Origin of the sequence: Streptomyces sp. NPDC001231, from assembly GCF_042896885.1 — a bacterium.
GTDB lineage: Bacteria > Actinomycetota > Actinomycetes > Streptomycetales > Streptomycetaceae > Streptomyces.
The window spans coordinates 450,105-464,454 of record NZ_JBIAXS010000001.1; the positions used below are offsets into that span (position 1 = coordinate 450,105).

General features: G+C 69.1%; 13 protein-coding genes. 2 read left to right on the forward strand and 11 right to left on the reverse strand.

Annotation, left to right across the window (positions count from 1 at the left end; translation table 11 throughout):
* Window positions 1–3: 3 nt before the first annotated feature.
* The 11 genes from lanM to ACFY3J_RS02045 all read right to left on the reverse strand — a co-directional run bounded on the left by lanM (window position 4) and on the right by ACFY3J_RS02045 (window position 12,040).
* Window positions 4–2,871 (reverse strand): type 2 lanthipeptide synthetase LanM, encoded by a 2,868-nt coding sequence (gene lanM, locus ACFY3J_RS01995; RefSeq protein WP_390839871.1) that lies wholly within the window; start codon window positions 2,869–2,871, stop codon window positions 4–6.
* A complete protein-coding gene (locus ACFY3J_RS02000; RefSeq protein WP_384172813.1) occupies window positions 2,868–5,060 on the reverse strand; it encodes a peptidase domain-containing ABC transporter in 2,193 nt (730 codons plus the stop codon). The genes lanM and ACFY3J_RS02000 overlap by 4 nt, the downstream gene beginning before the upstream one ends.
* A 2-nt stretch (window positions 5,061–5,062) precedes the next feature.
* Window positions 5,063–8,083, reverse strand: a complete 3,021-nt coding sequence (locus ACFY3J_RS02005) for a type 2 lanthipeptide synthetase LanM family protein (RefSeq protein WP_390839873.1) — start codon at window positions 8,081–8,083, stop codon at window positions 5,063–5,065.
* Between the two features lie 114 nt (window positions 8,084–8,197).
* Complete coding sequence (locus tag ACFY3J_RS02010) at window positions 8,198–8,359, reverse strand: class II lanthipeptide, LchA2/BrtA2 family (RefSeq protein ID WP_376542505.1); 162 nt, start codon at window positions 8,357–8,359, stop codon at window positions 8,198–8,200.
* A 26-nt stretch (window positions 8,360–8,385) separates the two neighbouring features.
* Window positions 8,386–8,550: a plantaricin C family lantibiotic gene (locus tag ACFY3J_RS02015; protein ID WP_384172807.1), complete on the reverse strand. Its 165-nt coding sequence runs from the start codon at window positions 8,548–8,550 to the stop codon at window positions 8,386–8,388.
* 209 nt (window positions 8,551–8,759) lie between these two features.
* Window positions 8,760–8,921 carry a class II lanthipeptide, LchA2/BrtA2 family gene (locus ACFY3J_RS02020; RefSeq protein ID WP_376542507.1) on the reverse strand — a complete coding sequence of 54 codons (162 nt, stop codon included), beginning with the start codon at window positions 8,919–8,921 and terminating at the stop codon, window positions 8,760–8,762.
* 28 nt (window positions 8,922–8,949) lie between these two features.
* Entirely contained in the window at window positions 8,950–9,114 is a 165-nt protein-coding gene (locus ACFY3J_RS02025) for a plantaricin C family lantibiotic (protein WP_376542509.1), read from the reverse strand.
* Window positions 9,115–9,388: 274 nt separating this feature from the next.
* Window positions 9,389–10,156, reverse strand: coding sequence for an ABC transporter permease (locus tag ACFY3J_RS02030; protein WP_384172802.1), 768 nt, complete (start codon window positions 10,154–10,156; stop codon window positions 9,389–9,391).
* Window positions 10,153–11,088, reverse strand: coding sequence for an ATP-binding cassette domain-containing protein (locus ACFY3J_RS02035; protein ID WP_390839876.1), 936 nt, complete (start codon window positions 11,086–11,088; stop codon window positions 10,153–10,155). The genes ACFY3J_RS02030 and ACFY3J_RS02035 overlap by 4 nt, the downstream gene beginning before the upstream one ends.
* 119 nt (window positions 11,089–11,207) lie before the next feature.
* Window positions 11,208–11,534 (reverse strand): winged helix-turn-helix domain-containing protein, encoded by a 327-nt coding sequence (locus tag ACFY3J_RS02040; protein ID WP_384172796.1) that lies wholly within the window; start codon window positions 11,532–11,534, stop codon window positions 11,208–11,210.
* Window positions 11,534–12,040 (reverse strand): hypothetical protein, encoded by a 507-nt coding sequence (locus ACFY3J_RS02045; protein ID WP_384172793.1) that lies wholly within the window; start codon window positions 12,038–12,040, stop codon window positions 11,534–11,536. The genes ACFY3J_RS02040 and ACFY3J_RS02045 overlap by 1 nt, the downstream gene beginning before the upstream one ends.
* Window positions 12,041–12,167: 127 nt before the next feature.
* On the opposite strand from ACFY3J_RS02045, the gene ACFY3J_RS02050 reads away from it, so the two are divergent.
* Together ACFY3J_RS02050 and ACFY3J_RS02055 are read left to right on the forward strand one after the other, a co-directional pair.
* Window positions 12,168–13,139: an ABC transporter ATP-binding protein gene (locus tag ACFY3J_RS02050; RefSeq protein WP_384172790.1), complete on the forward strand. Its 972-nt coding sequence runs from the start codon at window positions 12,168–12,170 to the stop codon at window positions 13,137–13,139.
* Window positions 13,136–14,311, forward strand: a complete 1,176-nt coding sequence (locus tag ACFY3J_RS02055) for an ABC transporter permease (protein ID WP_384172787.1) — start codon at window positions 13,136–13,138, stop codon at window positions 14,309–14,311. The genes ACFY3J_RS02050 and ACFY3J_RS02055 overlap by 4 nt, the downstream gene beginning before the upstream one ends.
* The last annotated feature ends 39 nt before the right edge of the window (window positions 14,312–14,350 follow it).

The window sequence follows — 14,350 nt, forward strand, 5'->3', positions numbered from 1 at the left end:
CTGCTACTTCCTTGCTTCCGGTCGTGATCGCCAGTCTTCCGCAACGACGTTCGCGCCACGCTGCCGCGGCACGGCAGGGACCGGTACGCGCGGTGCGGTCAGCGCGACCGGCACGAAGGCCGGGTCGGTACCGTCGAGTGCGGTGCTCAGCATCAGATCGGTGTGGCCGATGCCCGACCAGCCGAACATGTAGCCCAGCAGCGAGGTTCTTCCCGGGCATCCGGTGTGGAACCCGTTGTCGCGGGCCGTCCGCGCCACTCGCCGCCGGAAGCCGGCCGCCCGGTCGAGCAGGGACCGGTCCCCGAGGGTCCGGCTCGCCGCGATCAGCGACTGGATCACCCCGCTGGTGCCATGACACACCGACAGGTCCACCGGACCCCGGGCCGGCAGCCGTGTCGCCCCGTCCGCCAGCTCCGGCAGGCGGCCGTCCGTCAGTACCTCCGGCCGGCCCGCCGACGTGAGGATCTCCGCCGCGACCAGCAGCAGACCCGCGTGGCCGTTGCACCAGCCGGGAACCGGGGGCAGCTCGCCGTCGGCCAGCTGTTCCGTCAGCCAGTCCCCGGCCGCGGCGGTCAGGCCCCGGTCACCCGTATGGCGGCCGATCCGTGCCAGGGCCCACTGCATCCCGAGGTCGCCGTGCGCGACGTCGAACCACGCGCGGTCCCGTGCCGCCTTGGCCTGATCGAGCACCAGGTCGCACAGACGCGTCAGCCGGCCGTCGTCGAGCAGTGCGTCCTGGCCCGCTTCCAGACGGGCCAGCACGGCCATGAGGAATCCGGCGGGACCGTTGGCCAGGTCCGTCTCCAGCGTGCCGGCCTCGGTCCGCTCCGGGATTCTCCGCAGGAGCTGCCCCACCCAGTCCCGGTCCTGCTGGTCGGGCCGGATGAGCAGCGTCGAGGCCGCGCCGGTGAACACACTCTCGGGGGCGGTCAGCAGCGCCTCCCCGTACGTCTCGAGGAGCGCGTCCAGACCGCGGTCGGCACTCAGGTACAGCTCCCGAAGCCCCGGGTCCCGCTGCGCGGCGTCCTGAAGGAAGGTGACGATCCCTCCGGTGTCGTGGAACGAGAGGTAGTTCCCCGGGATGATGGTGGGCACCCCGCGGTCGGGACCCACTCCGCCGATCCAGCCGGCCTCCGGACCGTGCTCGCCCTGGTGGGACACCCGCGTGTCCTGGAGGATACGGGCCACACCGGGCCACCAGGCCTCGTCCGCGGCGGTGTGGACGACGGGGGCGAAGACGCTGTGGGAGGACATCACGTCCGGTGCGGCGTCGGCGAGTTCGCCGAAGCACTCCTCCAGCACGAACCGGTGGTACACGTCGCTCTGTCCGGCGTTGAGCGCGAGGCCCGCCCGGGCGAAGTCCGCCGGTGACGACCCGTGGGCTCCGTCGAACCGCGAGGTGCCCGAGGCCAGTTCGGTGAAGCCGGCCCGTACCGTGAAGTAGGGCACGTTCCCGGTGTCCATGGCGGCGCGCTCCGCCTCGGCGACGTAGGCGCGGGCCTCGGGCGACAGGTGTCTGGGGTACTGCTTCAGCAGCCCCAGGAGGCGCTGGTTCTCGGCCGTGTCGCGGAGGTAGCGCGGCTGTGTGGCCGCGTCGAGGAAGCGGCCGTACACCATCGTCGAGCGGATCAGGCACCGTACGGGCAGCTCCGCGTACCGGTCGAGCACGCTCTCGATCGCGTCGCGCTCGCGGACGGCCCGGAGCGCGTCGGTGTACCCGGCGACGATGTCCCCGAAGTACCGGACGGACGCCAGCTTCTCCTCGCCGAGCCGCGGCACGTTCTCCTTGTGCTGGTACACAAGGGGTTCCCAGCGCAGGCGGACGGCGTCCGTGCCGGCGTCCTGGATCACGGTCTTCTTCATCTTGCCGGACACCTGCTCGCCGCCGACGCCGACGCCCGCCATGATCACGTCGATCGGCGAGTCGGGCCTGACGTTCGGGACCAGCATGGTCGCCGAGACGGACAGCTCGACGTGGTTGATCAGCCGGTGCTCCAGCGAGTCGTTCTCGGGGCCGACGCCCGGCCGCAACATCATCTCCGAGTCGATGACGCACGGGTGCTCGCCGGCGGCCAGCAGGTTCTCGTCGTGGAGATCGGACGCGCCGATGGCGCCGAAGAGCGCGCACAGCGCGCCGAAGCGGTAGAAGTACCGGGCCGGCTGGTCCGGCGTGGTCATGGCCCGCGGGGTGACGAACTGCTGCCATCCGTGGTCACCGACGGACAGCGACTTCGGCACACATCCGTCGAGGGTGTGGACGAGATAGGGCTCGGCCACGGCATACAGGTCGCGGACGAAGGTGTCGGTGTCCAGCGTGCGCGGCTTGTAGACCAGCTTTCCGCCGGAGGCCAGGCGCACTCCCATGACCCGCCGGTTGTCGTTGTGGGGGTCGCCTCCCGTGGCGAGCAGGCCGGCGAGCAACTCGTCCTCGCTCTCCAGCAGCCCGCGCGCCACGAGCTCCGGCCGGTCCTGACGCCAGGCGGCGAACAGGTCGTCGTAGGCGTCGAGGAAGTGGTCCAGGACCACGGTCAGCCGACGACCGAGCACCTCGTACCGGGCCAGGAGGTCACGGCAGTTGCCGGGATCGGCCAGGTGCCGGCGGAACTTCTGGAGCGCCTCCTCGCTCCGAGCGGACATGGGGAGTCCCCGGGACTCCCGGAATTCGTGGAACTCACCGACCAGCACGCGAAGGGAGTGTCCCTCCACGGTGGTCACCAGGTCTTCCCAGATCTGGTCGACCAGTCCTTCCGCGTGCTCGGGTGCGGCCACCCGGGAGATGCCGGCGAGCAGCCGGTCGGCCACCGTACGGCGGGGTATCCGGTTCGTGTAGAACGGCAGGAACTCGGCGACTGCCACCTGCGGGTCCGTCATGCTCGCTCGCCTCCCACCAGCGTTTCCTCCCGGCGGTCCTCACCGTAGAGATCCGCGTACACGGCGCCTTCGCCGAGGAGTTCCTCGTGTGTCCCGGCCTCCGTGATCGTGCCGTTGTCGAGGACATAGATCCGGTCGGCCGACTGCACGGTGGCGAGGCGGTGCGCGATCACGACCTGAGTGGCCCCGATGTCCTCGATGACCCGCATGACACGGCGTTCGTTGATGTTGTCGAGTGCCGCCGTGGCCTCGTCCATGACCAGGATCTTCGGATTTCCCAGCAGCGCCCGGGCGATGGCGATCCGCTGCCGCTGACCGCCGGAGAAGTTGGCTCCCATGTCGGAGACCAAGGTGTGGAACCCCATGGGCAGTTCGTTGACGAAATCCAGGATGCCCAGCTTGTCGCAGAAGTCGCGGACGTATTCCTCGGACAGGTCCTTGCCCAGCGTCAGGTTCTCCAGGATGGTGCGGTTGTGCATGTGCACCTCCTGGGGGATGTAGCCGATGGTGCGGCGCAGGGAGCTCCTGTCGTACTCCGTCAGGTCATGGCCGCCGAACTCGATCGTGCCGGCCGTGGCCTCGTAGAGACCGCAGATGATCCGGCCGAGCGTGCTCTTCCCCGAGCCCGAGGGGCCGACCAGGGCGATGCGTTCCCCCGCGCCGATGGTCATGGTGACGTCCCGGACCACCAGGTCGCTGTGTTTGGTGAACCGGAAGCCGACGTTCTTGAGGCTGATGGACGGGACGTCGAGCTCGGTACGGCTGCCGCCCGTCGACTCCGGCTCCTCCTCGGAGATCTCCGACAGCCGGGCCACGTACCGGGACACCTCGTTGAACGAGGTGTACGTCTGGAACACCGAACTCGCCAGGGCGAAATAGGTCGCGGAGATGGCCTGGACCGACACGGCGGCCCCGAGGGAGATACGGCCGTGACCGACCAGGTAGAGGCTGAGCAGCAGCAGGACCAGCGGCCCGAACATCTGCGTGGTGGTCGACAGCCCCGCGATGCGGCCCTGCTGGAGACGCATCCGCGTCCTCATCGCGTTCAGCGAGTTGCTGAACGTCTCGTTCCAGCCGTTCAGGAACTCCTGGGCGTAGCCGCCCATCTTGATCGCCGGAATCGACACGATGGCGTCGAGCTGGGTGCCCTGGCTCTTGGCGAGATACGCGATCTCCGAGTCGACGGCCTCGGTGACCCGGTACCGGGTCTTCATCAGGTACAGGGCGTTCAGCAGAAAGACGCCGACGGCCACCGAGCCCAGGCGCCATTCGGTGACCAGCAGATACACCGTGACGCAGATCAGTGTCCCCACGTCGAGCACACCCTGGGCCACCCGGGACGAGATCAGGTCCCGTACCGACGTCACACTGTTGAGCCGGTAGATCAGTTCGCCCGGTGGCCGTGTGGTGAAGAACTTGAACGGCAGGTTGAGGAGCCTGGCGAACGTCTGGCTCATCAGGTCCTTGCCGAGAACGGCGATCAGCGAGGACAGCAGGACGATCCTCGTCAGGTGCAACGCGAAATAGCAGAGGGCGGCGCCCAGCACGGCCCCCAGGAGGACGGCCGAATCGCCGAGTCCGTGCCAGTCGGCGTACCGGTCGACGGCCCACCGGGTGAGGACGGGAATGCCGAGCACCGTCCCGTACCCGCTGAGCGACAGCAGCGCCACCAGGCCTATGCGCTTCTTGGCCTCCGGCGTGATCAGCAGGAACTTGCGCCAGTCGGAGAGCGGTCTGGCCCGCTTCCTCTCGAACCGCTCGCCCGGCTCGGCGGCGATGACGACCTCGGTGAAGCTGCTCTCCAGCTCGTCACGGCTGATCCGGCGCCGTCCGACCGCCGGGTCCATGAGGACCGCCGTCCGGCCGTCGAAGCTCTCCATGACGACGAAGTGGTAGTTCTCCCAGTAGAGAATCACCGGCGAGGTGAACTTCTCCAGGGCGGCGATGTTCCTGACCCGGTACGCCTTGACCCGCATCCCGCGTGATTCCAGGAACTGCGCGAGCTGACTGGCCGACAGACCGTCACGTCCCGCCTCCATGACCTCGCGGGCGCTGACGATCTCCTCCGCGCGCCCGTAGTACCGCAGCACGGCGACGCACGAGCACAGCCCGCACTCCGTCTGCGTGACCTGGGTGACGGTCGGCACCCGGCGGGCCGTGAAGACCTTTGTCCGCTTGTCCGTCGTCATGGTCAGCGCCCTCCCGCGGTGAGCGTGAGCGGGCAGACGCGCAGGTCCGGCTCGATGCGGTTGAGCAGGTGCAGCGCCAGGCCGGCACTGCCGACCATGAGGCTGTTGGTGTGCGCGTAGCGGCTGTGCGGGTCGGCCATCTTGCGGTGGAACACGTCCGGCTGGAGCCACCTGCGTTCCTGCTCCCGCACGTCGGCGTGCAGCGGTGCGCCGGCCGGGCCGGCGATGGAGCGCAGGGCGCCGTGGCTCCCCAGGTCGCCGTGGCACCAGGTGAGATTGCGCCCGAAACCGAGGCTCAGGACGTTCCCGACCGCCTGGTCCAGCGTGGCCGTGACGTCCTCGCCGCCGGGCACGGTCGCGTATGCGGACAGGGCCAGGGCGATACCCGTCGAGCCGTGGCACCAGCCCGTCGCGAAGGTTCCCTGCCCCGACGCCCGGGACGTCCAGTTCCGCTCGTCCGCGTCGAAGAACACGTCGAGCCGCTCCACGAGCGAGGCCAGCGCCGACTCGACCAGTGGTCTGCGTTCCTCCGGCAGCAGGGGATGAGCACGGCTGAGGGCGTGGACGACACCGCTGATGCCATGGGCGAACCCCGACTGGTCCAGTACCGACCGGACGAAGAGTCCATCCCGCTGGAGGGCTTCGACGAGCAGGACCGCCACCTCGGTGACCGCTTCCGGCGCATCAGGGCCACCGATGGCGATCACGCAGCTCAGCACACCCGCGAGGCCACCGATGACGTCCAGCATCAGCCTGTCGGGCCGCTCCCCGCGGATCTGGTCGAGGACCAGCGGCACCGCTCCCTGGGCGGCGCGCACCCAGTCGTCCTCACCGATCAGGCGGCCCGTCGCGGCGAGGCTGAAGAGGGTGCCCGCCATGCCGGTGTAGCCGCCGTAACCGGCCTGTTCGACGCTGCGGGCCTCATAGCGGTGCGAGGACAGGATCTCGGCGGTCGCCGAGAAGATCTGCCGGGACACGTTCAGGTAGCGGTCGTCGTCCAGGACACGTCCGGCGGCGCCCAGGGTGAGGGCGAGTCCGGTCCGCCCGGTGTAGAGGTCGTAGCCGAGCACGCCGGGAGGCCAGGGGCGGTCCGCCTCCGCGGACGCCAGCGGGCCGATCCAGGTCCGGGGCAGATGGGCGAAGCGGTCGGGCAGGGAGGTCTCGACCAGGACGTCGCAGAGTTCACGCGCGAGAGAGACCAGGGCCTGGCGCTCGCCGGAGCCGGCACCGCCGTCCGCGGGGACTCCCGTGTGCTGTGCGGGAATCAGATGGTTGTCCGGGAACTGAGCGGTGAACGCCGAACGGATCAGATGCAGTTGCTGCGCGAGGTCGAACTCGCCGAGTCCGGCTGCCTTCTCGAGGGCGAGGTCCAGAGGGGAGCTGTCGAGCGCGGCCCCGACCTCCGTGCCGTCTCCGTCGCAGACCTCCGTGCCGGTGGCGCCGACCGTGAAGTACGGCACGTCACGCTCGGCCATCTGACGGAGCTCCGAGACGATGATCTCCCGGGCGGAGTTCTTGCTGGCTATGGAGATGCGCTTGAGCAGCGCGAGATAGGTGGCCGGATCGTCGAGCGCGCTCGGTCCGGTGGTCATGCGCAGCGTCTGCCCGTAGAGCGCGGTGGGATTGTGGATGTAGCGGATCCGCAGGCCGTCGGCCGTCGTGCGCAGCAGATCGGTCCATGTGCCGGGTGCCGCCAGGACGGCGCGGTACACCCGGGTGAAACCCTCCGCCATCTTCTGACCGAGCTGGAGGATCTCCTCCTCGGTCCGCTCGCCCACGACGGTCTTCCGCGCGGTCACCTCCTGCTGCTTGAGGAGCAGCCTGATCCGGTCGGTGTACGGATCCTCGAAACTCACCTGCTTGAAGGGAGAGGTACCGGCTCCCGGCCCGCCGAGGAATCCGAGGTCCACATGGCCGGCCCGGTCCTTCTTGCCGGCCATCACCAGCGGCAGGATGCCCACGCCGTAGACCGAGTGCGCGATGGTGTCGTACGCGTTTCCGTCGGCCTCCGGGACCTTTGCGACGTGGATCCGGTCGGGATGGAGGATGGTCTCCAGGTCCACCGGAACGGGGCCGCGCCGGGTCGGCACGATGTTCTCGAAGTGCATGTCACGCGCGTTCAACAGATAGAGGACAGCTCCGAGTTCGCCGCTGTCCCGCATGAAGCGCTCGGACATGTCCGACACGTTCTCGGCCTCGATGTACTCGACGTACCCGTAGCCGTCGCGGGCGAGCACCTTCGCGGCGACGAGACGGGTGCCGAAGGCCGCGTTGAATTCGTCCGCGAGCTTCGCGAAGCCCGCCTCGCAGGACACGTCGCGCGGTTTGCAGACCAGTCGCTTTCCGGACTCGAAGGTGAGCACGCAGACCGCGCGCCCGTGATGGTGGGTGTCGCCTTCGGGGGCGCCGAACGAGGTCAGCCGGTCCTCCGGCGCGAGGCCGAAGGCGTCGCGGAGCGCCTCCCGGTCGGCGACCAGCCTGGCGCAGAGTTCGACGACGCTGTCGACCGTGCCGGCCAGTACGACCGGCGTGAGGTTCCGCAGCACGGGAAAGCTGAGGCCACCGATGTCGGTGAACGAGGTGCGGATCGCCTCGTCCAGGAAGTACCGGTAGCGCTCGTGCGGGGTGTCTCCTTCGAGGAGGCCCTTCTCGCGGGCGTGGTTGACCGCTGCCACCAGCGGGCGGGTGTACATCTCGCGAATGCGGATCTCCGCCCGGCCGAGCAGTTCGACCAGCACGTCGTCCGGGTCGGCGAACAGGTCCGGGAAGGCGGCCAGCGGATCACCGTCCGCGACGCCCGCCGCGACCGCCCTGATCACATGCTGGAAGGAGTATTCCTCCGGCTGTGACACCCAGTCCTTGACGACCGCGGGCCTGCCTGCCGCCGCGGAACCCCCGGCCGGCTTCTGCGGCTCCTCACCGACAACAGCAAGAACATGCTCGTCGAACGACGCCAGCGGTGTGATCGTTTCCTCGATCTCCGTGTCGTCGAACTCCGGATAGAAATTGATCGCAGGTGTCATTGCCTGTCCTTCTGCACGCGATGTCAAGTGACCCCCAAAAGACGGGGCGGGAATGGGATCCTTGGGGGTCCAGACCCATTCCGCCCCGTCCGCTTACACCGACCTACAGAGAACTCAGCAGCTGCTGGTGCACTTGGTGGTCGGGCAGAAAGCGACGCTGGCCGCGACGGTGATCGCCACGGAGACCGGCGTCGTACCGCCGGTGACGTCGGCCTCGCTCAGCTCGATGAGCTCGGCCTCGTCGTACATCCCGAGAATGTTCTTCTCGTCCTTCATGATGCTTTTCCTTCCGTAGACGAGGGTCAGCTGCAGCTGGCCTGGCATTCCTTGGTGAACGTGCACCAACCACCGGTGTTACCCAGGACGTTCGAAAGGGAGAAGGTGTTCGTGGTGCACGCACCGTACGCAACACCCTCGAAGTCCTGCTCCTCGATCTCCTCGAGGAGAGACAGGTCACCCTGGTACATTGGGGCCTCCTTGTGAGATGGGGTTTCGGACGCCGTGCCGGCTGTTCGACCGGCGCCCGAAACCCATCCTGGGAGGGCGACATTCGACTCCCGCGCTCCCGACGACGGGAAGCGCGCATCAGCCGCGCATACGGTCCGCATGCCGGACCACCGCCCGGCCGAACCGTCGGATGTCCCGCTCCCTCCGCTTACACCGACCTACAGAGAACTCAGCAGGACTTGGTGCACTTGGTGGTCGGGCAGAAGGCAACGCTGGCCGCGACGGTGATCGCCACGGAGACCGGCGTCGTACCGCCGGTGACGTCGGCCTCGCTCAGCTCGATGAGCTCGGCCTCGTCGTACATCCCGAGAATGTTCTTCTCGTCCTTCATGACGGTTCTTCCCTTCCCTGGACGAGGGTCAGCTGCAGTTGGGCTGGCATTCCTTGGTGAGCGTGCACCAGCCACCGTGGTTGCCGAGGAAGTCCGAGAGGGAGAAGGTGTTCGTGGTGCACGCACCGTACGCAACACCCTCGAAGTCCTGCTCCTCGATCTCCTCGAGGAGAGACAGGTCACCCTGGTACATTGGGGCCTCCTTGTGTGATGGGGTTTCGGACGCCGTGCCGGCTGTTCGACCGGCGCCCGAAATCCATCTTGGGAGGGCGACATTCGACTCCCGCACTTCCGGCGAAGGGGAGCGCGCATCGGCCGCGCATACGGTCCGCATATACCGGACCGGGAAACTCGCCCACCGGCCCCGGCCCAGCAGGACGACCGATCACGGCTCCGCAGGGCGAGCGGCCCCGGCCCACCACGGCGACCGGTCCCGGCTCTGCCGGACCACCGCCCGGCCGCCGCCGTCAGACGTCCCGGCGCCGCATCGTCAGATACCCGGCCACCGCCGCGGCCGCGGTCCACGCCGCGAGGACCGCCAGCCCCGACCACGCGTTCAGCACGTACCCCTTGGGCGCGTCCCGGTAGAGGACCATCCCGCCGGCCACGTCGGGCAGGAACTGCGCGGCCTTGCCGACGCCGGGGATGCTGGTGAGGATCGTCGAGACCGTGAAGAAGAGCGGCACCAGGATGCCCATGGTGAGCGCGGAGGAGCGCAGGACCGTGGCGACGCCCATGGTGAAGAGGCACAGCATGGTCATGTACAGCACCGCCCCAACCAGCGCGCGCAGCACACCGTCATCCGTGAGAGACACCCTCTGCCCCGCGCCCATGGTCGCCTGGGTGGCGAAGAAACTGGTGACCGCGACGACGACCGACGTCCCGAGCGCCGTCAGCCCGCCGGTGAGCATCTTGGCCGTGTAGAAGGCCCCGCGCCGCGGCACCGCGGCCAGCGAGCTGCGGATCGTCCCGGACGAGTACTCGCTGGTGACGATCAGCACGCCGAACACCACGAGCCCCATCAGGCCCAGCCGCAGCCCGCTGAATCCGGTGGAGATCGGATCGAAGGAGGCACGGGCCGGCTTGTCGGGGTACTGGTGCTGTACGAGCAGTCCGGTCACCACGGCGAGTACGAGACTGAGTACGGCGAAGAGGACAAGGCTCCACACCATGGAGCGCAAGGTGCGCACCTTGGACCATTCGAAGGCGACGGACGCGCTCACATCGCTGCTCATCGCACTGCCTCCTGCTCGGCCTGCGCGGCCCGCTCTGCGCGGAACTCCACGGAACCCGCGGTGAACTGCATGAACGCCTCCTCCAGTGAGGCCGTCCTGGGGCTCACCTCGTAGACCGGGATCCGGTTCTCGGCCGCCAGGGTGCCCACCGTCCTCGGGTCGGTGCCCACCGCCTCGAGGGACCCGTCGGCCCCCTGGTCCACGTGGATGCCACGCGCGGCCAGGAGATCGCGCATACGCTCGGGCTCGGGCGTGCGGACGAGGACGTAGGAACGGGAGTTGCCCGCGATGAACTCCTCGGCGGGGGTGTCGGCCAGGAGCCTGCCGCGTCCGATCACGACCAGATGCCCGGCGGTCAGCGCCATCTCACTCATCAGATGGCTGGAGACCAGAACCGCACGGCCCTCGTCCGCCATGTGCTTCATCAGATCGCGGATCCACTTCACGCCCTCCGGGTCGAGGCCGTTGACCGGTTCGTCGAGCAGAAGTGCCTGTGGGTCACCGAGAAGCGCGGCGGCGATACCGAGACGCTGAGCCATGCCCAGCGACAGCCCCTTGGCCCGCTTGCCGGCCACGCCGGCGAGCCCGACCATCTCGAGGAGCTCGTCGACACGCCGCAGCGGCAGACGGTTGCTGCGGGCCAGACCCGTCAGATGCCCCCGCACGCTCCGTCCACTGTGCACCGCGCGTGCGTCGAGCAGCGCACCCACGGTGGTCAGGGGGCGGGGCAGGTCCTCGTAGCGCTTGCCGTCGATGAGGACTTCTCCCGAGGTGGGGCGGTCGAGACCGATCATCGCGCGGATCGTCGTGGACTTCCCGGCGCCGTTGGGTCCCAGGAATCCGGTCACCCGCCCCGGCTCGACCCGGAAGGTGAGCCCGTCGACCGCCCGGGTCGTTCCGTAGTCCTTTGTCAGCTCTCGAACCTCGATCATTACGATAAGTCTCCCATCGATTACTCTCCGTACATAAGGCGTGGCGCGAAAGAGGAAGGCCTGGCGCGAAAAGGGAAGGCCTGTGGATCACGCCAGGCGTCCGGCGGGAAACGCGCGTCCTACGGCTGGTCGGACTCGTCGGCCGGCATGGCGTGCGCCGTCGCCGCGATCCGCTGCAGTGCCGCCGCATGCCGCACGAAGGCCTCCCGGCCCTTCGGAGTGAGCCGTACGAGCGTGCGCCGCGTCCCGGTGCCGAACTGCTTGCGCACCTCGACATATCCTTCGCCGGCGAGCGCCGACAGCTGCTTGGACAGCGCGGAGTCGCCCATCGCGAGCGAATCCCGGATGAACGCGAACTCGGTCCACCCGGCGGGTGCCAGCAGCGCGACGATCGTCAACCGTGGTACGGCGTGCAGGAACTCGTCGAAGTCGCTGCCCGTGTCCATCAGCCCCGCCCGCCCGTCCGGCGGCGCAGGCGCGCCTCGGCGACCCCTCGGGCGCGGGGGGCCACCAGCAGGCCCGCGCCCACCACGACCACCGCCGCGATGAGATGCGGCACCGGCGCCCCAGCCGCCTCGATCGCCGCCGCCAGGCCGCTGAACACCGCGAACACCGCGATCCCGCCGACGATCGCGACCAGCCACGCACCGGCGCCCGGCTTGCCGCGGACCGGCGCCCGGTACGCCCAGCGGGACGCCATCAGCGCCACCAGGACCAGCCCCGGGAGCAGCACCGCCCCGCCCCAGGGATTGGGCAGGTCGAAGGAGGCGAAGGCGGCGAACAGCAGCAGCGCCGCCGCCAAGAGATAGAAGCGGGACAGACCGTGCCGCAACTCGGCCATGCCGGACTGTTCCCGCCGCCTGCGGATGTCGTCGAGCGCGGCCTGCGCGGCGGCCGGCGTCACCTCCTGCCGGTCCGGGTGGCTGCTGCCCTGCGTGTCGTCGGATCCCATGGCCCCTCGCATCCTCCTCGGGAGCACTCCTACTTTCCTCTTGGGAAAGTAGCAGGTACTTTCCCAAGAGGAAAGTACGCTCCGCGGAAGACCATGCGACTGGGAAGCAGAAGGAGGGGGTGGGCTCGTGAAGCCTCTCGGACTCGAGAGCGTGTCGAAGAGCTTCGGATCCCAACAGGCACTGGACTCGCTGACGTTCACCGTCAGACCGGGTGAGATCTTCGGTTTCGTCGGCGGCAACGGGGCGGGCAAGACCACCGCCATGCGCATCGGCGTCGGGGTCCTCGCACCGGACCACGGGCAGGTGCTCTGGGGCGAAGCGCCCGTCGGACGGTTGGAGTCGGCGCGGTTCGGCTACATGCCGGAGGAGCGCGGACTGTATCCCAAGATGACCGTCGCCCGGCAACTGATCTATCTCGGCCGGCTCCACGGCCTGTCCCGGGCCGACGCCCAGGACGCGATGGTGCGTTGGACGGAACGGCTGCGGATCGCGCACCACCGCGAGAAACCGGTGGACAACCTCAGCCTGGGCAACCAGCAGCGCGTCCAGCTGGCCGCCGCCCTGGTCCACGACCCCGAAGTCCTCATCCTGGACGAGCCCTTCTCCGGTCTCGACCCGATTGCCGTGGACGCCATGAGCGAGGTCCTGCGCGACAAGGCAGCACAGGGCGTGCCCGTGCTCTTCTCCAGCCACCAGCTGGAGCTGGTCGAGCAACTCTGCGACCGGGTCGGAATCGTGCGCGCCGGGCGCCTCGCGGCCTGCGGCTCCCTGGAGGAACTGCGGCCCACGGAGGCGAACAGCCAGGTGTACGTCGAGGTCGAGGGCGCCCCCGAGGACTGGCCCGCGCATTGCGCGGCGGTCGCCGGGTTCCGGGCTCACCAGCAGGGTGTCCTGGTCGACCTCGCCGCGGAGCGTGTCGAGAACGACCTGCTGGCGCAGGCCATGCGGCACGGCACCGTACGGCGGCTGCAGCGGCAGACGCCCAGTCTTGCCGAGCTGTTCCGGGACCTGATCGAACCGGCCAAGGACTTACCGTCGGCGAACGCCGAGGCCCCTCAGAAGCCCCGTATCGCCGAGCTGGACGAGGTGTCCTCATGAAGCGCCCCGACACCGAGCAGCGCTCGCTGCGCCCCTCCCGTGTCCGCCTGGTCTACCTCCGGGAACTGAGGGCGCGGATGATGACCAGGGGCTATCTCATGAGCCTGGTCTTCCTGTCCCTCATCACCTTCGGTCTGGTGTTCGGCTTCAACCTGATCGGGAGGAGCAGCTCCGCCGATGTGGCCGTCTGCGGCGCTCCGGCCTCGTCTTTCGGTACCGCGCCTCCCGACGTCCGGCTGAAGACGTGCGCCGGCGCGGGAGAGGCGCGGAAGCTCGTCGAGGACAAGCACGTGGACGCGGCCGTGGTCGTCGCGGGCGGCCGCACGTCCGTACTGGTCCGCGCCGACACCGGCGACCAGGCACGGGCCGGAGCCGCCGCACTGGCCGGGAACCGGGCCACCACCCAGGCCCTGATCCGGCAGAAGGTGGACCTGGGGCAACTGGCCCAGGACACCGCGGCCGCGGCGCCCACCACGGTGACCGTGGGGAACGCCGCCGGCGGCCTCCAGGTGGGCGTCGCCGCCAGCCTGATCGTGATCCTTTTCATGCAGATCGTCGGTCAGGGATCGATGATCGCGCAGGGCGTGGTCGAGGAGAAGTCCACGCGTGTGGTGGAGGTGCTGCTCGCCACGCTCACCCCCCTGGAACTGCTCATCGGCAAGGTCTCCGGCATCGCCACGTCCGCCATGGTGCAGGTGGGCACGATGCTGGGCGGGGTGGTCGCGGCCCAGTCGATGGTGTCCGACCAGGTCGCCGCGATGCCGGGGCCGAAGGACATGATGGTGACGGTGCTGTGGTTCCTCCTGACCTTCGCCATGTTCGCCTCGCTGTACGCCGCGGCGGGGTCACTGGTGTCAAGGCCGGAGGACCTGCAGGGTGTGCTGACACCGGTGATGGTGCTCGCGCTGGCCCCGGTGGGCGTCGCGACGGCGGCCGCCGCCCATCTGTCCGCGCCCTGGGTGTCGGTCGTGCAGTACATACCGCCCTTCTCCGGTCTGGTGATGCCGCTCAAGTCCTCGGTCGGCACGGTGACGACGGTCCAGCAGCTCGCCGCCGCCGGCGCCCTGCTCATGGTCACGGCCTGCTGCATGGCCCTCGCCGCGCGGATCTACCGCAACTCGGTACTGAGGGTCGGTGCGCCGGTCCGGTGGCGGCAGGCTCTGGCCGCCTGACCGGTGTTTCCGGCGGCAGGAGGCAGGGGCCCGGCGGCG